The organism is Rhizobium sp. LjRoot30 (assembly GCF_964253915.1).
GTDB lineage: Bacteria > Pseudomonadota > Alphaproteobacteria > Rhizobiales > Rhizobiaceae > Metarhizobium.
The window spans coordinates 88,083-106,747 of sequence record NZ_CAXUSG020000001.1; the positions used below are offsets into that span (position 1 = coordinate 88,083).

At 63.1% G+C, this 18,665-nt stretch carries 18 protein-coding genes; 10 read left to right on the forward strand and 8 right to left on the reverse strand.

The genetic code is table 11. The features are described from left to right. Positions 1 to 19: 19 nt before the first annotated feature. From ACSQ3I_RS00440 to ACSQ3I_RS00455, 4 genes are read right to left on the reverse strand one after another with little or no spacing between them, the layout of a single operon-like run. The gene (locus tag ACSQ3I_RS00440; RefSeq protein ID WP_435995238.1) at positions 20 to 454 is read right to left on the reverse strand and encodes a DUF4440 domain-containing protein; all 435 of its coding nucleotides are present in this window, start codon (positions 452 to 454) and stop codon (positions 20 to 22) included. Further along, on the reverse strand, positions 454 to 1,509 hold the full coding sequence (locus ACSQ3I_RS00445; RefSeq protein WP_435995240.1) for an aldo/keto reductase: 1,056 nt from the start codon (positions 1,507 to 1,509) through the stop codon (positions 454 to 456). Before ACSQ3I_RS00445 ends, ACSQ3I_RS00440 begins: the two co-directional genes overlap by 1 nt. A 2-nt stretch (positions 1,510 to 1,511) precedes the next feature. Continuing rightward, positions 1,512 to 1,862: a TIGR04076 family protein gene (locus ACSQ3I_RS00450; RefSeq protein WP_435995242.1), complete on the reverse strand. Its 351-nt coding sequence runs from the start codon at positions 1,860 to 1,862 to the stop codon at positions 1,512 to 1,514. A gap of 19 nt (positions 1,863 to 1,881) precedes the next feature. Then, a complete protein-coding gene (locus ACSQ3I_RS00455) occupies positions 1,882 to 2,664 on the reverse strand; it encodes a GntR family transcriptional regulator (RefSeq protein ID WP_435995244.1) in 783 nt (260 codons plus the stop codon). A gap of 107 nt (positions 2,665 to 2,771) precedes the next feature. Here ACSQ3I_RS00455 and ACSQ3I_RS00460 point away from each other — a divergent pair, with 107 nt between their 5' ends. The 8 genes from ACSQ3I_RS00460 (at position 2,772) to ACSQ3I_RS00495 (ending at position 10,916) form a co-directional block, all read left to right on the forward strand. Further along, positions 2,772 to 3,593, forward strand: a complete 822-nt coding sequence (locus ACSQ3I_RS00460; RefSeq protein ID WP_435995246.1) for an ABC transporter ATP-binding protein — start codon at positions 2,772 to 2,774, stop codon at positions 3,591 to 3,593. Beyond that, complete coding sequence (locus tag ACSQ3I_RS00465; protein WP_435995248.1) at positions 3,590 to 4,360, forward strand: ABC transporter ATP-binding protein; 771 nt, start codon at positions 3,590 to 3,592, stop codon at positions 4,358 to 4,360. The genes ACSQ3I_RS00460 and ACSQ3I_RS00465 overlap by 4 nt, the downstream gene beginning before the upstream one ends. After that, positions 4,357 to 5,265: a branched-chain amino acid ABC transporter permease gene (locus ACSQ3I_RS00470; RefSeq protein ID WP_435995250.1), complete on the forward strand. Its 909-nt coding sequence runs from the start codon at positions 4,357 to 4,359 to the stop codon at positions 5,263 to 5,265. Before ACSQ3I_RS00465 ends, ACSQ3I_RS00470 begins: the two co-directional genes overlap by 4 nt. Further along, on the forward strand, positions 5,265 to 6,266 hold the full coding sequence (locus ACSQ3I_RS00475) for a branched-chain amino acid ABC transporter permease (protein WP_435995252.1): 1,002 nt from the start codon (positions 5,265 to 5,267) through the stop codon (positions 6,264 to 6,266). The genes ACSQ3I_RS00470 and ACSQ3I_RS00475 overlap by 1 nt, the downstream gene beginning before the upstream one ends. 26 nt (positions 6,267 to 6,292) lie before the next feature. Further along, entirely contained in the window at positions 6,293 to 7,780 is a 1,488-nt protein-coding gene (locus ACSQ3I_RS00480) for an aldo/keto reductase (RefSeq protein ID WP_435995254.1), read from the forward strand. A gap of 181 nt (positions 7,781 to 7,961) precedes the next feature. Further along, a complete protein-coding gene (locus ACSQ3I_RS00485) occupies positions 7,962 to 9,170 on the forward strand; it encodes a pyridoxal phosphate-dependent aminotransferase (protein WP_435995256.1) in 1,209 nt (402 codons plus the stop codon). 82 nt (positions 9,171 to 9,252) lie between these two features. Beyond that, the gene (locus tag ACSQ3I_RS00490; protein WP_435995258.1) at positions 9,253 to 10,050 is read left to right on the forward strand and encodes an ABC transporter substrate-binding protein; all 798 of its coding nucleotides are present in this window, start codon (positions 9,253 to 9,255) and stop codon (positions 10,048 to 10,050) included. A 191-nt stretch (positions 10,051 to 10,241) separates the two neighbouring features. Then, the gene (locus ACSQ3I_RS00495) at positions 10,242 to 10,916 is read left to right on the forward strand and encodes an amino acid ABC transporter permease (protein WP_435995260.1); all 675 of its coding nucleotides are present in this window, start codon (positions 10,242 to 10,244) and stop codon (positions 10,914 to 10,916) included. A gap of 79 nt (positions 10,917 to 10,995) precedes the next feature. Here the strand turns inward: ACSQ3I_RS00495 and ACSQ3I_RS00500 are convergent, their stop codons facing one another. The 4 genes from ACSQ3I_RS00500 to ACSQ3I_RS00515 all read right to left on the reverse strand — a co-directional run bounded on the left by ACSQ3I_RS00500 (position 10,996) and on the right by ACSQ3I_RS00515 (position 17,468). Then, positions 10,996 to 11,523 carry a MarR family winged helix-turn-helix transcriptional regulator gene (locus ACSQ3I_RS00500; protein ID WP_435995262.1) on the reverse strand — a complete coding sequence of 176 codons (528 nt, stop codon included), beginning with the start codon at positions 11,521 to 11,523 and terminating at the stop codon, positions 10,996 to 10,998. Between the two features lie 235 nt (positions 11,524 to 11,758). Further along, positions 11,759 to 12,895: a molecular chaperone DnaJ gene (gene dnaJ, locus ACSQ3I_RS00505; protein WP_435995264.1), complete on the reverse strand. Its 1,137-nt coding sequence runs from the start codon at positions 12,893 to 12,895 to the stop codon at positions 11,759 to 11,761. A gap of 79 nt (positions 12,896 to 12,974) precedes the next feature. After that, the gene (gene dnaK / locus ACSQ3I_RS00510) at positions 12,975 to 14,888 is read right to left on the reverse strand and encodes a molecular chaperone DnaK (protein WP_435995266.1); all 1,914 of its coding nucleotides are present in this window, start codon (positions 14,886 to 14,888) and stop codon (positions 12,975 to 12,977) included. Positions 14,889 to 15,164: 276 nt separating this feature from the next. Beyond that, complete coding sequence (locus ACSQ3I_RS00515; RefSeq protein WP_435995268.1) at positions 15,165 to 17,468, reverse strand: transglycosylase domain-containing protein; 2,304 nt, start codon at positions 17,466 to 17,468, stop codon at positions 15,165 to 15,167. Positions 17,469 to 17,781: 313 nt separating this feature from the next. On the opposite strand from ACSQ3I_RS00515, the gene ACSQ3I_RS00520 reads away from it, so the two are divergent. Further along, a complete protein-coding gene (locus tag ACSQ3I_RS00520) occupies positions 17,782 to 17,940 on the forward strand; it encodes a hypothetical protein (RefSeq protein ID WP_435995270.1) in 159 nt (52 codons plus the stop codon). A 96-nt stretch (positions 17,941 to 18,036) separates the two neighbouring features. Beyond that, the gene (locus ACSQ3I_RS00525) at positions 18,037 to 18,663 is read left to right on the forward strand and encodes a hypothetical protein (RefSeq protein ID WP_435995272.1); all 627 of its coding nucleotides are present in this window, start codon (positions 18,037 to 18,039) and stop codon (positions 18,661 to 18,663) included. The last annotated feature ends 2 nt before the right edge of the window (positions 18,664 to 18,665 follow it).

Below are 18,665 nucleotides of genomic sequence, written 5' to 3' on the forward strand. Positions count from 1 at the left end.
ACACTCAGAGTTTGAACACTTACGGAGCCTGTGATGCATTCGGCGCCTGCAGCCAGGTTTCATGCAGATGCCGCCATTCGACGCCGAGCGGCGCCGATGAATTTTTGGAAAGAAGCACGCTGGAGCGGCGCCGGCTCCACTGGCCATTGCGCCATTGCACCTCGACGTAGCAGGCGAGAATGCTGTTTTCGTCCTCATAGGCCGACCAGACGTCCTCGATCGTGATCGAGAAATCGCCAGCGACCTTGCCGCGCGCCGAACGCACGTGCTCGACGACGGCGGCGCGATCGAGGATGACGCCTTCCGGCGGGATCATCGTCATGTCGGCTGCCATGGCTTTTTCGAAACGGGAGAAATCCGGCGCCGGCGAGCCGTCATCGACAAACCACCGGACGAAGAATTCGTGCAGTTCGACGATTTCGCGTGTCGCAATATCGAGAAGGGTCGAAGCCATCAGTGTCGTCCCGCATTGAGGTTGTAATGCATGATCGAGCCGTGGCGGCCGTGGCGGTCGCGCTCCAGCGTATAGATATCGCCGTCCGGGCCGGTGCGGCGGGACAAAACGGCGGCGATCGCGGCGCGGTCGGCTTCCGTCAGGGCGATGTCCATGATTTTCGCATTGGCGAGCGCATGCGCCTGGTTGCGCGCGCCGACGATAACCGCGCCGACCACCGGCTGCTCCAGCATGGTGGCGCTGGCGATGGTGGCGATGTCGGCGCCGTGGCGGTCTCCAACGGTTTTCAGGGTGTGCAGAAGTTCCTGGAACAGGTCCCAGCCGCCGAAATCGTCGATGATCAGCTTGTATTTGACCAGCGAACGGTTTTCGAGCGGCATTTCCGGCTCAGACACGCCGAGCCAACGGTCGCTCAAAAAACCGCCGGCGACGGAGCCGTAGCAGAGCAGGGTGATGCCGTTTGCGGCGGCGAGGTCGGCAAAGCCGTGTTCCGGCCGGTTGTCGAGCACGGAATATTGCACCTGCATGCTGGCGAGCGGAATGCCGGCGTCCAGCACCTGTCTTACCCGTGCCACGTCAAAATTCGTGCCGCCGACATTCTGGATCTTGCCTTCCTGGCGCAGTTCGTTCAGCCAGCCGAAGGCGTCGAGATAGCCGTCAAAAGCATAGTCCCACCAGTGGAACTGCACGAGGTTCAGCCGCTCGAGCCGTAGCCGCTTCAGGGACTGCTCGACGATGCCGGCGACATAGGCCTTGCTGATGCGCGGCAGCACGTCGAGATCCGGCACCATCTTGGTGTGCACCTTCACCTTCGCCGCCGCATCGACGCCGCGCTTGTCGGCAAGCTTGACGCGAAAATCGCCGATCAGTTCCTCGACGCCGGTATAGATATCGGCGCAATCGAAGGTGGTCAGGCCGGCATCATAGGCGGCGATCAGGTCGTCTACTGCCTGGGTGCGATCGATCGGGCCGTGGCCGCCGGCAAGCTGCCAGCCGCCGCGGATGACGCGGGAAATCGTATAGCCGGGGCGGAGGTCATAGGTCTTGGCGGTCATTTTCATTCTTCCTTGGGCAGCGGCACGGCGGTGGTTTCGGCATGGCTGAAACGGCGCTTGCCGAGCCGCACGATTTTCAGGCGGCTGGCGCAGTTGGGGTCGGGGCAGGCGATTTCCGCGTCGCTGGTCATCCAGTCGTTCTTGTGGGTGACGCGCTGCTTGGCGGCGAGGAGCGGCAACACTGCGGCCAGCGAATAGATGGAAAAACCCTGGCCCGGTGGCAGGCTCAGCATCTCGCCGCGCAGTTCGAAATGATCGCCGGGCTTGGCGCCGCAATAGATCGGCTTGCCCTCTGGCACCACCGCCTCGACCCGCAGGTCGTAAAGCTCGAAACCGTCATCCGTCGCCGTCATGTCCGTTCCATCCTGTTCTTCACGTCTTGCGCCTGTAACGTCTCTTGGTCGGCGGCGCCGGTTCGCTGTCGGTCAGCGGCGTGTCGCGCAAGAGGTCGAAGGCGCGGCTGATATCGGAGGCGAGCGCCCGTTTTGCAGCTTCCGCATCGCGTGCCTTCAGGGCTGCAAGGATTTCCCGGTGATAATGCAGCGCTGATATTTCGCTCTTCGGATCGAATTTCAGCACGGCGGCACGCACATAAGGGCCGGATTGCAGCCACAGGCTCTCGATGATCGGAAACAACACGTCGGAGCCGGAATGCTGGTAGATGCGGAAGTGGAAACTCTTGTTGAGATCCAGCTCCTCCTCGATCGGATAATCGGAGCGGTTCGCCAGCGCCTCGTCGTAATGGCCGATCAGCGGATGCAGCGCCTCGATCTCTTCGTCGGTGATGCGATGGGTGGCAAGCTCTAGGGCCGCACCCTCGATGACGATACGGGCCTTGAGGAGGTCGTCGAGCCGCTTCGGGTCGATCACCGGCACGCGCACGGAGCGGTTCGGCAGCGCCTCCAGCGCCTGTTCGGAAATGAGCCGGCTCAGGGCATCGCGCACCGGCATGGTGCTGGTCTGCATCGAAACCGCGAGATCCTGGATGATCAGCACCTCACCGGGATCGAAAAGCCCGTAGATCAGCGCCTGGCGCAGCTGCTGGTAGACCCGGTCCTGCACTGTTTCGCGCACGACCGGCGTCAGCTTGTCGCGCAGAGGCGCAGGCTCCCGCGGCCTCCCGTCGATTTTCAGCACCCTTGAAAAATCCGCCATCTGCCTGCCCGGATCACTCTTGCCAGAGGGTTAAGTGCGCGTTACCGTGTAAATGACGATATTTGATCACAAATTGAATATCAAACTCTTTTTTGAGGTTTCGCCGGATGCAGCAGACAGGGGCAGCGCCGCCGGAAGGCCGGCGCCAGCGGACCGGAGACAGGCCGGTGCTTGCCGCGGAAAACGTGGTGCAGCGCTTCGGCGGCATCGCCGCCGTCGATGGCGTATCGCTATCGATCGGTGCCGGCGAAATCGTCGGGTTGATCGGCCCGAACGGTGCCGGCAAGACGACGATGTTCAATCTGCTCGCCGGCGCCATGAGCCCGACAGCCGGCCGCGTGCTGATCGAGGGCGAGGCGGTGGAGGCAAGCCCGGCGCACCGGCGCATCACCCGCGGCCTCGGCCGCACCTTCCAGATCCCAAAACCCTTTCCCAACATGTCTTTGGTGGAAAATGTCATGCTCGGCCGCCAGAACCAGGCCGGCGAACACATCCTGCCCAACTGGATCATGCCGGGCCGTGTCGCCCGCGAGGAAAGAGAAACCTACGACAAGGCGATGGCGCTGCTCGAATTCGTGACGTTGACGCATCTTGCCCGCCAGCCGGCCAAGGTACTTTCGGGCGGCCAGCGCAAGCTTCTCGAGCTTGCCCGCGTGCTGATGGCCGAACCGCGCATCATCCTGCTCGACGAGCCGGCCGCCGGCGTCAACCCCAGCCTGCTGGAAGTGATCATCGACCGAATCGTCGAGATCAACCGCCGCGGTACGACCTTCCTGATCATCGAGCACAATATGGACATGATCGCTCGCCTCTGCAGCCACGTCTTCGTCATGGCGACGGGCAAGCTGCTCTGCGAGGGCACGCCCGAGGATGTGGCGGCCGATCCGCGGGTGATCGAGGCCTATCTCGGCGGAGGGCACCTGCAATGAGCGCCCCTCATCCTGAAAGTCAGGCCGAGCCGATCCTCGCCGTCACCGACCTCGTCTCGGGTTACGATCCGGGCGTGCCGATCGTCCGCGGCGCCTCGATGACGGTGGCGCCGGGCGAGATCGTCGTCATCCTCGGCCCGAACGGTGCCGGCAAATCCACCTTCATCAAGTCGATTGCCGGCCTGGTGCCGAAACAGTCGGGTTCGGTCCGGCTCGAAGGCCGGGAAATCGCCGCGCTGCCGGCGCACCGGCTGGTGCATGAAGGGCTTGCCTTCGTGCCGCAGACGGAAAACGTTTTTGGCCAGATGAGCGTCGAGGACAATCTGCGGCTCGCCGCCGGCATTCTGCCGAAGGCCGAACGCGCGCCGCAGCTCGACAAGATGTACGGCATGTTTGCCGATCTCGCCCGCCAGCGCCATCTCCTCGCCGGCCGGCTTTCCGGCGGCCAGCGCCAGATGGTCGCGGTCGCCCGGGCGCTGATGGTCTCGCCGCGTGTCGTCATGCTCGACGAACCCTCCGCCGGCCTGTCGCCAAAACTGGTAGAGCAGGTGTTCGTCAATCTTGCCGGCATCCGCAAGGCGGGCGTCACCATCGTGCTGGTGGAGCAGAACGCCAAGGCGGCGCTGGCGATCGCCGACCGCGCCTATATCCTCGCCGAAGGCCGCAATGCCCATGAGGGCGGTGCCGCCGACCTCTGGAACGATCCGGCCATTGCCGCACTCTATCTCGGCGGCGGCAAGCTGCGCGGCAAGGAGGTGCCGGCATGAACCTGCAATTCCTCGTCGACGGCCTGCTGACAGGCTCGATCATTGGTCTCGGCGCCATCGGCGTGACGCTGACCTATTCCATCCTGCGGTTTTCGAACTTCGCCCATGGCGAGTTCATCTCCTGGGGCGCTTATGCGACGCTGTTTACCTCCGGCATTCTCGGCTGGGCCATGGGCGGCGCGGTGCCGGCCATCGGGCCGTTCTCCTTCGGCTGGACGCTGCTTGTCGCCGCAATCATCGCCATGGTCCTGACCGGCCTGTTGGCGCTCGGCCTCGATTACGTGCTCTTCCGCCACCTGCGCCGGCGCGCCAACGCCATCACCGCCGTCATGGCAAGTTTTGGCGCCTCGATGGCGCTGCGCAGCCTGCTCGAATTCTTCTTCACCTCCAGCCCGACCTATTTCAGCAAGAAGCTGCAGATCGCCAAACAATTGGGTCTCGGCATCCGCGCCACGCCGGACCAGATGGTGCTGATCGGCCTTACCGCTGCTCTCGTGCTCTCCATCCATCTGCTGCTGACGCGCACCCAGACCGGTCGCTCGATGCGGGCGGTCAGCGAAAACCCGGATCTGGCGCGGGTGGCCGGCATCGATGTTGCCCGCATCGTCAACATCACCTGGATGATCGGCGGGGCGCTTGCCTGCGCCGCCGGCATCATGGTCGGTCTGCTCGTGCAGATCCGTCCCTATATGGGTTTCGATCTGCTTCTGCCGTTGTTTGCCGCCGCCATCCTCGGGGGCATCGGCAGCGTGCCGGGCGCTCTGATCGGCGGTCTGATCGTCGGCATCGCCGAGGCGATGGCAGTACAGACGGTCGGCGCCGAATGGCGCGCCGCGGTCGCCTTCCTCCTTTTGATCGTCGTCCTCATCGTGCGGCCGTCCGGCCTGTTCGGAGCTAGATCCTGATGCTCGACCTCATCAATCTCGGCCTTGCCGGTTACATCGCCTTCTTCCTGGCAACGGCGCTCAGCTATTCCATCCTCTGCCTCGGCCTCAACCTGCAATGGGGTCAGACCGGCCTGTTCAATGTCGGCGTCGCCGGTTTTGCCGCTGTCGGTGCCTATACCTCGGCGATCCTCACCACGCCGCCGAGCGATGTGCATTTCGGCGGTTTCGGCCTGCCGATCGTCGTCGGCTGGGCCGGCGCCATGCTGGTTTCCGCCGCCGTCACCGGCTTCATCGGCCTGGCGACGCTCCGGCTGCGCTCCGACTACCTCGCCATTGCCACCTTCGGCGTTGCCGTCACCATCCAGCTGGTGGCGCTGAATGCGCAATGGCTGACCGGCGGTCCCTTCGGCATCGGTTTCATCCCGCGGCTGTTCGGCGGGCTGGCCGGCAATGCACTCGCCTTCAACTTCGCCAATCTCGCCACCATCGCCGTCGTCGTGCTGGTGCTGTATCTGGCGCTGGAGCGGCTGGTGCGCAGCCCGTGGGGCCGTGTTCTCCGCGCCGTGCGCGAGGACGAGGAGGCGGCCACCTCGCTCGGCAAGAGCCCGGCACGCTACCGACTGCAGGCTTTCGTGCTCGGCGGTGCGATCATGGGGCTGGGTGGTGCCGTACAGGCGCATTTCATCGGTTTCATCGCGCCGGAAAACTACCTGCCGACCCTGACCTTCCAGGTCTGGACGATGCTGATCATCGGCGGCTCCGGCAACAATCTCGGCGCCATCCTTGGCGGCGTGGTCATCTGGGCGCTCTGGGCATTGTCCGGCAGCGCCATCCAGGCGATCTTTCCGCCGGAACAGCAGGCGCGTGCGGCTGCATTGCAGATCACCGGCATCGGCGTGCTGCTCTCGGTCGCGCTCATCCTGCGGCCGCGCGGCCTGCTGGGTGAAAAGATCATCGTCTCCCGCCACATGGACCTTGCCGATACACTCGCCCCGCCGGCTTCGGCCAAAGCCGACTGATCCCTTCTCTTTTCCGGAATAAAGCCATGACCGTCCCGACAACGCCCGACCGTTTCAAGCTTGCCCCCGATCTCGAAATTTCCCGCATCGTCACCGGCCTCTGGCAGGTGGCGGACATGGAGCGCGATCGTCCGGCGCTCGATCCAGACGCCATGTCCTCCGTGCTGCTCGATTACGCCCGCGCCGGCTTCGACAGTTTCGACATGGCCGATCATTACGGCAGCGCCGAAATCATCGCCGGCCGCCTGCTGGCACGTGCCGCCGCCGGCGAAGCGGCCGGCCCTAACCGTCCGGTTGCCTTCACCAAATGGTGCCCGGTTCCCGGTCCGATGCCGTTGTCCGTCGTGCGGGAGGGGGTGGAGCGCAGCCTGAAGCGGCTGAACGTTTCGCGTATCGACCTGATGCAGTTCCATTGGTGGACATTTGAGCATCCGGCCTATCTCGATGCCATGAAAGGCCTGGCGGTGCTGAAGGAGGAGGGATTGATCGGCCATATCGGACTGACCAATTTCGACACTGCGCACCTGCAGGTATTGGTCAAGCACGGTATTCCCGTTGTTTCCAACCAGGTCTGCTTCTCGCTGCTCGATCGGCGTGCCGCCGGCGAGATGAGCGATTTCTGCCTGGAAAACGGTATCCGGCTCCTCGCTTATGGCACGCTCGCCGGCGGGCTGATGTCGGAGCGCTGGCTCGGCAAGCCGGAGCCGGCCGAAGGCGACATCGCCGACTGGAGCAAGTCGAAATACAAGCGTTTCGTCGACGAGATCGGCGGTTGGCCGGCGCTGCAGGGCATTCTGTCTGCCCTCGATGTCGTCGCCAGGCGTCATGGCGTCTCGATCTCCAACGTCGCCACACGCTGGGTGCTGGAGCACGAGGCGGTGGCCGCCACCATCATCGGCGCACGGCTGGGCGAACGGGAGCACCGCGGCGACAACCTGAAACTGTTCTCCTTCGCGCTGGATGGCGAAGACCATGCCGCCATCGACAAGGCACTCGCCGGCACACATATGCTCGCCGGTGATTGCGGTGACGAATACCGTCGTCCGCCTTTCCTCACGGCATCGGGAGACCTCAGCCACCACCTCGACAGCGTGCCGAAATATTTCACAGCCACCCCGACGCCCGGCCGACCGGGTCGTCTGCGCGTCGATTCCGGCAGTGTCTGGGAGCCGCTGGCCGGCTACAGCCGCGCCGTACGAGTCAAGGACCGCGTGCTCGTCAGCGGCACGACGGCGACGAACGGCTCCGGTGAAGTCGTCTGCCCCGGAGATCCCGCCGGCCAGACCGTCTTCATTCTCGACAAGATCGCCGCCAGCCTGGCAGCGCTGGGCGCGCGAATGGAGGATGTGGTGCGCACCCGCGTCTTCCTCCGCCATGTCGATGACTGGGAGCCGGTGTCGCGCATTCATGGCCGTTATTTCGGTGAAATCCGTCCGGCCAACACCCTGCTTGCGGTCGGCGATCTCATCGGTGACTACCTCGTGGAGATCGATTGCGAGGCCATTGTCGATTGACGGTTGCGCCGTTGCGTCAAGGCCGCCGTGCGGCGGTCTTGACGCGGCAAGATTCTTTTTAAACTTAAAACTTCTCGCTTGAAATGCGCGAGGATTTGTTTCACCCTTTCGCAATATACGAGCCGTTTTTTCCGCCTTTGTTGCGGAAACGGGCAAAAAACACGTCAAGGGCAGCGTTTCGATGACCGTCAACCATGCTTCGTTCAGGCAGGGACATAATTCGGGGCAATACGCCCTCTCCGGCATCCGGCCGCAGATCCAGGACCTGCATACGGAAAACATCGCGCTGCTCGCCATGCGTGCCCGCGAACTCGGCAACGTCATTCCGTTGTGGTACGGCGAAGGCGATGTGGTGACGCCAAAATTCATCCGCGATGCGGCGGCCGCAGCGCTGGACGAAGGCAAGACCTTCTACATTCCAAACATGCGCGGCCTCGATCCGCTCAATGTCGCACTCAGCGAATACCAGACGGCGTTGCACGGCTGTCCAATCGGCATCGAGCGCACCACGGTGGCGCCGGGCGGTATGCAGGCGCTCTACATCGCGCTGGAAATGCTGGTCGATGTCGGCACCAACGTCGTCTACGTCGCGCCGCAATGGCCGAACATCCATAATGCCATCCACCTGATCGGCGGCGAGCCGCGCCCGGTGGCGCTCGACTTCGACACGGATTTCCGCCTCGACCTCGACAAGCTGTTCGCCCGCTGCGATGCCCGCACCCGGGCGATCTTCCTCTCGACCCCCTCCAACCCGACGGGCTGGACCGCGAGCCTGGAGGAGATGCAGGCGCTTCTGGATTTCAGCCGCAAGACCGGCATCTGGATCCTTTCCGACGAGGTTTACGGCCGGCTGTATTTCGATGGCCCGGTGGCGCCGTCGATCCTGCAGATCGCCGGCGATGACGACCGGGTGATTTCGATCAACAGTTTTTCCAAGGCGTGGGCGATGACCGGCTGGCGTATCGGCTGGCTGACGCATCCGACCGGTGTCGCCGCCCATCTCGGCGCCATGACGCAGTATATCAACAGCGGCACCTCGGGCATGGTGCAGGCGGGCGCCGTGGCGGCGATCCGCCAGGGGGAACCGCTGGTCGCTGAAATCCGCGACCGCGCCAAGACCGGCCTCGATCTCGCTTACGAACGGCTGCCGTCGATCCCGGGCATGATCCTGCCCGACAAGCCGAAGGGCGGCATGTACGCCTTTTTCGCGCTGGAGGGCGAGCCGGATTCCAGGGCCGCCTGCGCCCGGATTCTGGAGGCCGCCCGAGTCGGCCTGGCGCCCGGTTATCTTTTCGGCGACTCGTCGAAGGCCTTCCTGCGGATGTGCGTTTTCCGTGATAAGGATCAGATTGCAACGGCGCTCGACCGAATGGTTGATGCCCTGTCATAAAGAGATTGCCGGCCCCGCACGGCCGGCAGGCAAGTGAAGAACAATCAAGTGCACAATGGCTCAACGCCAGAGGGAGAACGAAATGAGTTTTACGCGCCGTCATCTCATGGGCATCATGGCTGCCGTCGGCCTGATGACCGCCACCGCGCATACCGCTGCCGCCGATGCGCTGGTGATCGGATCCTACCCGAGCAACCCGCCGTTCGAATACAAGACCGAGAGCGGCACCTTCGAGGGTTTTGAAGTCGATATCGCCACCGAAGTCGCCAAGCGTCTCGGCCTGACCACCGAAATCTCCGACCTCGGCTTCCAGGCGCTGTTTGCGGCCACCAGCTCGAAGCGCATCGACGTGGCGATTTCCTCGATCACCATCACCAAGGAGCGTCTCGGCAGCCAGTCCTTCACGCAGCCTTACTATGATGCCGACATGGGCATTGCTGCCAAGAAGGAATCGGGCGTTGCGGCCGAAGCCGACCTCAAGGACAAGATCGTCGGCGTTCTCTCCGGCTCCACCGGCGACAAGTGGTCGAAGGACAACCAGGAAAAGCTCGGCATCACCGAAATCAAGGGCTACAACGCCCAGCAGGACCTGCTGATGGATCTGACCGCCGGCCGCGTCGATGCCGCCGTCAGCGACATTCCGGGCATGGAATACGCCTTCCTGAAGATGAAGGACCTCACCGTCAAGGTACGCATCAAGACCGGCGAACAGTATGGCCTGATGATGACCAAGGACCATCCGCTGCTCGAAAAGGCCAATGCCGCCATCACCGAGATGAAGAAGGACGGCACGCTGGCCGCGATCCACAAGAAGTGGTTCGGCACCGACGCACCGGCCGGTTCGGCAACGGTGACCGAGCTGCCGATCCCGACGCCCTGATCGCCTTGCGCTGAACCAATCGAAGACCCGCGCCGGCTGATCGTCCGGCGCGGGCATTCTCCATGATCCGGGGCATTGCGCTTCCCAGAAGCCGCAGCACGCTCCGGCCATCTTTTTCCCCAGCAATTCCGGATGCCGAATCCGCTGCGCGCCTTTAGCCGGAGTTGCCCCGCAAGCCGCTTGGAACGCCGATGACGCTGGTCGAAACCTTCTTTAACTACGACGTGCTGGTCGCCAGCTTTCCGGCCCTGATGCGCGGCCTGCTGACCACATTCCTGCTTGGCATCGCCGGCATCGTCTTCGGGGTGACGGCCGGTCTGTTCATCAGCCTCGTCCGCCTCTATGCGCCAAAACCCTTCCGGCTGCTGGCGGTGTTCTACATCGACATTTTTCGCGCTGCGCCGGTGCTGGTGGTGCTGATCCTGATCTATTATGCGCTGCCGTTCCTCGGCATCCGCTTCTCGTCCTGGACGTCTGCGGCGCTGGCGCTGTCGATCGTCATGGCGGCCTATTCGGCGGAAGTGTTTCGCTCCGGCATCCAGAGCGTGCCAGTGGGGCAGTTCGAGGCCGCCGCCGCGCTCGGCCTGCCATTCATCGTCACCCTGCGCCTGGTGGTGCTGCCGCAGGCGATGCGCATCGTCATCCCGCCGACCACCAGCAACTGCGTGTCGATGTTCAAGGATACCGCGCTCGCCTCGACGGTTGCCCTGCCGGAACTCCTGAAGGAGGCGACGGATGCGCAGGCATTGCATGCCAACCCTTCGCCGCTGATCGGCGCAGCAATCATCTACATCATCTGCCTGTGGCCGATGGTGCGTTTCGTCAGCCTGCTCGAAAAGCGGTTCCAGAAGGAAAAGGTGCGCTAAAGCATTTCCAGCCGAAGCGGAATCGCTTTGGCGTCGGACAAAGCGGCAAAACAAAAAATGCTTTAAGGCGTGCGCGCCTTCAGTCGAAAGCGCCGGCGGAGAGGTGGTTGTTGGCGGAGGTCTTGACGACACCGATCTGTGTCAGCAGCGTCGCCACCATGTCCGGATCGACATCGGCCATGATGTCGCGCAGCCAGCCCTCATGCGCCTTGGCCATGGAACTGAAATACTCCTCGCCGCGCTTGGTGAGCTTGGCCACCGTCACGCGCCGGTCGCCGTCGGGCGTTTCGCGCAGCACCAGCCCGTCGGATTCCAGCCGCTCGACCAGGCCGGTGATGTTGCCGTTGGTTACCATGGTGCGCTTGGAGAGTTCGCCGAGGCGGAGACCGTCGCGTTCGCGGTAAAGCTGGGCCAGAAGGTCGAACTGCGGCAGGGTGGCGCCGAATTCGGACCGCAGCCGGCGGCGGATTTCCTGCGAGATCAGCTTGGTGGTCGATAGCATGCGCAGCCACAGCCGCAATTCCGGCTTGCCGCCGCCATGGACGCCATGGGCGATGATTTCCAGATCGATTGTTTCGCTGTCCGCTTCCATCGTCTCGACGCCCATGTTCATGTGTCCACATATAGCCGCAACAGATGATCTAGGGGCCAATATTTGAAATGTCAAATGATTAGCCTCAGTCCCTGCAGGTGCCGCAAGTACAGTTATACAATCGATTTAATTGACGACAAAACCGCCAGAATCGGGGAGGGGCCGATGCCATCTCCGTGCTTGCGGATTTCATGTAAACAAAAGGCCGGCAATCGCTTGCCGGCCTTGCAAAAACGACGCAATACGGGCGTCAATCACTCAGAGTGTCGAAAAAATCCTTCATCCTCGCGAAGAAACCGGTCGATTCCGGGTTGTTTTCCTTGGAGGAGATCTGCTCGAATTCCTGCAGCAGTTCGCGCTGGCGCTTGGTCAGCTTCTGCGGCGTCTCGATCTGGATCTGGATGTAGAGATCGCCCACCTGGTTGGAGCGCAGCACCGGCATGCCCTTGCCCTTGAGGCGGAACTGTTTGCCCTGTTGCGTACCCTCTGGGACCGAGACGCGCGACTTGGTGCCGTCGAGCGTGGCGCAGTCGAACTTGCCGCCAAGCGCTGCCGTCGTCATCGAGATCGGCACGGTGCAATAGAGGTCGGCGCCGTCGCGCTGGAAGAACTCATGCGGCTTGACGGAGAGGAAGATGTAGAGGTCGCCCGCCGGGCCACCCCGCACGCCGGCCTCGCCTTCGCCCTGAAGGCGGATGCGGGTGCCGTCTTCGATGCCGGCCGGAATGTTGACGGAGAGCGAACGCTCCTCGGTGACGCGGCCGTGGCCGTGGCACTTGGTGCAGGGATCGGTGATCGTCTGGCCGCGCCCGCCGCATGTCGGACAGGTGCGTTCGATCGAGAAGAAACCTTGCGCAGCACGCACGCGGCCGGAGCCCTGGCAGGTGGCGCAGGTCTTCGGGCTGGTGCCGGGCTTGGCGCCGGTACCGGTGCAGAGATCGCAGGTGATCGAGGTCGGTACGCGGATCTGCGCCGTCTTGCCGGCGAAGGATTCTTCCAGCGAAATTTCCATGTTGTAGCGCAGATCTGCGCCGCGTTCGCGTCCGCCGGAGGAGCGGCGCTGACGCCCGCCACCCATCATCTCGCCAAAGATGTCTTCGAAGATATCGGAGAAACCGCCGCCGCCGCCGAAGCCGGCACCGCCGCCGCCACCCATGCCGCCTTCGAAGGCAGCGTGGCCGAAACGGTCGTAGGCCGCCCGCTTCTGCGGGTCCTTCAGCGTCTCATAGGCCTCGTTGATTTCCTTGAACTTGCGCTCTGCTTCGGCATTGTCCGGATTCTTGTCCGGATGATACTGCATCGCCAGCTTGCGGAAGGCGCTTTTCAGCTCCTTTTCGTCCGCCGTCTTGGCGACGCCGAGCGTTTCGTAAAAATCAGCTTTAGCCATAAAGTTGGAGACCCCGGTCAATAGCGTTCCGGCTGCCGAGGCAGCCGGAGTTCATTGTCATATTAGACTTGGCTCAGCCTTACGCGGAGCGCTTGCGATCGTCGTCGTCGTTGACTTCTTCGTAGTCGGCATCGACCACGTTGTCGTCACCGCCAGCGCCGGCCTCGGCGCCGCCTTCGGCCTGCTGGGCTTCATAGATCGCCTGGCCAAGCTTCATGGAGACTTCCATGAGCGTCTGGGTCTTGGCCTTGATGTCCTCTGCATCCGGTTCGGAAGCTTCGGTGGCGGTCTTCAGCGCTTCGATCGCAGCCGTGATGGCGTTGCGGTCGGCTTCCGAAACCTTGTCGCCAAAATCCTTCACCGACTTCTCGGTGGAGTGGATCAGGCTTTCGGCCTGGTTCTTGGCTTCGACGACTTCACGACGCTTCTTGTCTTCGGCCGCATGCGATTCCGCGTCCTTGACCATCTTTTCGATGTCGGCGTCGGAGAGACCACCCGAAGCCTGGATGCGGATCTGCTGTTCCTTGCCGGTGCCCTTGTCCTTGGCCGAAACCTGGACGATACCGTTGGCGTCGATGTCGAAGGTCACTTCGATCTGCGGAACGCCACGCGGCGACGGCGGCAGGCCGACGAGGTCGAACTGGCCGAGCAGCTTGTTGTCCTGCGCCATTTCGCGCTCGCCTTGCGAAACGCGGATGGTGACGGCCTGCTGGTTGTCTTCGGCGGTCGAGAAGGTCTGGCTCTTCTTGGTCGGGATCGTCGTGTTGCGATCGATCAGACGGGTGAAGACACCGCCCAGCGTTTCGATGCCGAGGGACAGCGGGGTAACGTCGAGCAGCAGGACGTCCTTGACGTCGCCCTGCAGAACGCCGGCCTGGATGGCGGCGCCCATGGCGACGACTTCATCCGGGTTGACACCCTTGTGCGGCTCCTTGCCGAACAGCTGCTTGACGACTTCCTGTACCTTCGGCATGCGGCTCATGCCGCCGACGAGAACCACTTCCTCGATTTCAGCGGCGCTCACGCCGGCATCCTTGAGGGCGGCCTTGCAGGGTGCCACGGTGCGCTGGATCAGGTCGTCGACCAGGCTTTCGAACTTGGCGCGGGTCAGCTTCATCGTCAGGTGCTTCGGACCGGTCGCATCCGCCGTGATGAACGGCAGGTTGATTTCGGTCTGCTGCGACGAGGACAGCTCGATCTTGGCCTTTTCGGCAGCTTCCTTGAGGCGCTGCAGGGCCAGCTTGTCGCCCTTGAGGTCGATGCCCTGGTCCTTCTTGAACTCGCCGGCCAGATATTCGACGAGACGCATGTCGAAGTCTTCACCGCCGAGGAAGGTGTCGCCGTTGGTCGACTTCACTTCGAAGACGCCGTCGCCGATTTCGAGAACCGAGATATCGAAGGTGCCGCCGCCCAAGTCGTAGACGGCGATGGTCTTGCCGTCCTTCTTGTCGAGGCCGTAGGCAAGCGCTGCCGCGGTCGGCTCGTTGATGATGCGCAGCACGTCGAGACCGGCGATGCGGCCGGCATCCTTGGTGGCCTGGCGCTGGGCGTCGTTAAAATAGGCGGGAACGGTGATGACGGCCTTCTCGACCTTTTCACCGAGGTAGGATTCGGCGGTTTCCTTCATCTTCTGAAGGATCATGGCCGAGATCTGCGAGGGGGAATAACCCTTGCCGTTGGCTTCGACCCATGCGTCGCCATTGTCGCCCTTGACGATGTCGAAGGGAACGAGCTTCTTGTCCTTCTCGACGGTCGGATCTTCGTAGCGGCGGCCGATGAGGCGCTTGACGGCGAAGAGCGTGTTCGTCGGGTTGGTCACGGCCTGGCGCTTGGCCGGCTGGCCGACGAGGCGCTCGCCATCATCCGAAAATGCCACCATCGACGGCGTCGTACGCGCGCCTTCGGCATTTTCGATCACTTTGACGTCTTTGCCGTCCATGACGGCGACGCAGGAATTCGTGGTTCCGAGGTCGATACCAATAACTTTAGCCATATCATTCTCTCCTTGAAGCAAGCTGTCGGGACCCTTACCAGGCATTCCTGTGACAGCCCCTTACGGGATGGTCTGTTGGATTTCGCAAGCGTGTGCTGCGGCGATGCGGCGTATATAAGAAGGGCTTTTGACGACTGCAAGGCGGATGATCGCCCAGAAGCGAGCAAATTGAGCCCTTTGCTACACAAAATCAGGGGGTATGGTCACGCGAATCGGCCACAGCGGACAAGCGCGCCGTTCGCACTGATATAAGTCATCCCCGGGCGGATGAAAACCTCATTGACCCATGAGCACGTCAAGCAGCGTCCGGCGCTGGTTTTGCGTTGAAACCACGGCATTCCCACCGACCTCCGCCGGCGGCACCAGATCCTGGTTCAGCGCGGCATCGGTACTGTCTTCCGGGAACTCCATGGGCACGCCCTCCTCCAGGTCGCCGGGCAGGCGGCGGGGGGTGGAGGCCGTCGCCTCGCCGCCGACGCCTTCGGCCGGCAGGTCGGGGAAATTGCCGTTGGTTTCGGGGTCGGCGTTGGAGATGATGTCGCCGATGGTCGAGGGCAGTTCTTCCGCCGGCTCGATGGTGCTCGGCGGGATTTCTTCGGCCGGCTGGCCGCTGCCGAAGAGCGGCGCGGGCGACAGCCCTTCATGCGCCGCCGTCATGAAATCGTGCCAGGCGATCGCCGGCAGGCCGCCGCCGGTGACCTTCTTCATCGACTTGCCGTCGTCGTTGCCGAACCAGACGCCGGTGGTCAGGTTGCTGGTGTAACCGACGAACAGCGCATCGCGGAAGGATTGCGTCGTGCCGGATTTGCCCGCCACCTGCCAGCCATCGAGCCGTGCCTTCTTGCCGGTGCCTTCGGTGATGACCCGCATCAACATGGCGTTCATGTTGATCACCACCGCCTCGCTCAGCACCCGCGGCGGGTTGTCGTAGGTGTTTTCGTACAGCACCGTACCGGAGGCGGTGGAAATGCGGCGGATGACATGGGCGGTAGCCTTGTAGCCGCCGTTCATGAACGGCGCGTAGGCCGAAGTCAGCTCCAGCAGCGAGACTTCCGAGGTGCCGAGCGCAATCGAGGCATTCGCCTGCAGCGAGGATTCGATGCCAAGCCGGTGGGCGACCTTGGCGACCTGCGCCGGCCCGACTTCCATGACGAGCTGGGCGGCGATGGTGTTCAGCGAATTGGCGAGCGCCGAGGCGAGCGTCACCTGGCCGCGATATTTCAGGTCGTAGTTTTCCGGCGTCCACTTGCCGATCTTGACGGGCGCGTCGTTGCGGATCGAGCCGGGGCTGATGCCCATCTCCAGCGCTGCGGCATAGACGAAGGGTTTGAAGGCCGACCCCGGCTGGCGCTTGGCGGTGACGGCGCGGTTGAACTGGCTTTCGGCATAGTCGCGGCCGCCGACGAGGGCGCGGACGGCGCCGGTGCCGTCGATGGACACGAGTGCTGCCTGCGAGGCGTTGAGCTTCTTGCCGTCGGCGTCGAGTGCCTTGGTCAGGGCCTCTTCCGCCTTCTTTTCCAGGCCGATATCGATGGTCGTATCGACGACCAAATCTTCCTTGATGTCGCCGACGAGCGCCGGCAGCTGGTCCATCACCATGTCGGCGACATAGTGTTCGGCGCCCGACCAATAGCTTTTCGCCTGCGTCGGTGTCTGCGACATCGCCGTCTTGATCTCGGTTTCGGTGATGAAACCTTCCTCGCGCATCGCCCCCAGCACCAGCTGGGCACGCGCCTCGGCCGCGGCCGGATCGCGCGCCGGCGAAAGCCGCGACGGGGCTTTCAGCAGGCCGGCAAGCAGCGCCGCCTCGCCGAGATTGACGTCGCGGGCCGACTTGTTGAAATAGCGCCGTGAGGCCGCCTCGACGCCATAGGCGTTCGAGCCGAAGAACACGCGGTTGAGATACATCGCCAGGATCTGGTCCTTGGAGTAGCTCTGTTCCAGCCAGAAGGCGAGCAGCACTTCCTGCACCTTGCGCTCCAGCGTGCGCTCCTGCGACAGGAACATGTTTTTCGCCAGCTGCTGCGTCAGCGTCGAGCCGCCCTGCACCATGCGACCGGTGGTGACGTTGGTCAGCATGGCACGGGCAAGGCCGAGCGGATCGACGCCGAAATGCGAATAGAACCGCCGGTCCTCGATGGCGATCACCGCCATCGGAATATAGGGCGACATGTTTTCCAGCGACAAAGCCTCGCCGCCGGTGGAGCCGCGGTTGGCGATCGTCGTGCCGTCGACGGCGGTGATCTTGATGTTCGGCGGCCGGTCGGGGATCGACCAGGTGCTGGCGCTCGGCATGCGGGCGCCGTAATAGATGACCAGGCCGGCGATCCCGATGCCGCCCCAGATGCCGAGAACCAGGCACCAGTAGGTGACGAAACGCAGGAAACCGCTGATGCCGCCGCCCCTGGCGCGGCGGGTCTTGCCGGCCTTCGCCGGCTTGGCTGCCTTTGCCGGCCGTGCGCCGCGCCCCGATCCGCCGATGCGGTCTTCCGCTTCCATGCGCATCTCGCCGCCGCCACGCGGGCGGTCCGCCTCGAAGGAAGGTTCAATGCGCTGACGTGATCTGTCGTTCCCTGCCATATGCCGACCGGCTGCGTCCCGTTCTGTTCGATGCGGTCAGCGTTTTGCGTGCCGCCCAAAGCCTTGAAGTTGCCGAACGGCACATGCGTTGCGGCCGTTCTTTCCCCGGCATTGGCGATGAACTTTAAATGCGGCGATTTAAGGGGGCGTTAAAGGCTTTGTTGAGAAAACGTTAACGACCTCAATCCCTTGCTGGAAGATTCCGGCTGGTGCCGGTGCCTGAAAATCCCGGTGTTCCTCTCTCTTGACAGATCAAAATTCCAATGAGAACATACAGTGAACAAAGGAGATCGTTATAACCCATGCGGAACAGGTGATCGAACGGGCAATGGCGGTGGTGGCGCAGTGCAGGGCGGCGCGCGAGCGCGAGATGGAGATGCGCCGAAAGCGGCTCGCCCGCATCGACCTTTCCACCAAGCCGAAATATGTTTTGAAGAACGGCGTACAGTTACAACTGAAGCTGAACGGCTGAACCGGCCACCCAAGGCGCCATCCCAGGCGACTTGCGCAGGAATCGGGTGGTTTCCGGTTCGCCCTTCCGGCATAGGGCAGAGGGGTGGAGGACGAGATGAAGAAACCGGGATCGATGAAGGGGCTGGAGGAGTTCGGCCGGGTACGGCTTTCCCAGAACTTCTTCATGCGCGAATTCCTGCATTCGGAAATCGCCGATTTCTACCAGATACCGAATATACCGGACGATCCGGACCTGGCGATCGCTGCCGGCACCAAGCTGTGCGAGGAGCTGCTCGAACCGTTGCAGCAGACATTCGGGCGTATCCATGTGCGCTCAGCGTATCGCAATGCCGCTGTCAACGGTTTCGGCAACAAGCACAATCTCAACTGTTCCTCCAACGAGGCCAGTTCCGCCGACCACATCTGGGACCGGCGCGACGCGCAGGGCTTCATGGGTGCCACGGCGACGATCGTCGTGCCGTGGGCCTGGGACCGGCGGCGCGAGGAGGGCGGCTGGCAGTCTCTTGCCTGGTGGATCCACGATCACCTGCCTTATGCGTCGTTGTGCTTCTTTCCGAAACTCTGGGCGGTCAATATCCAGTGGCACGAAATGCCGCGCCGCACGATCCGCAGTTTTGCCGCTCCCCGCGGCCTGCTGACCAAGCCGGGCATGGCCAACCATGAGGGAAGCCATGCGGAATTCTACCGGGGGTTTCCACCCGGTCCCGACCTGAAAGGCTGAGC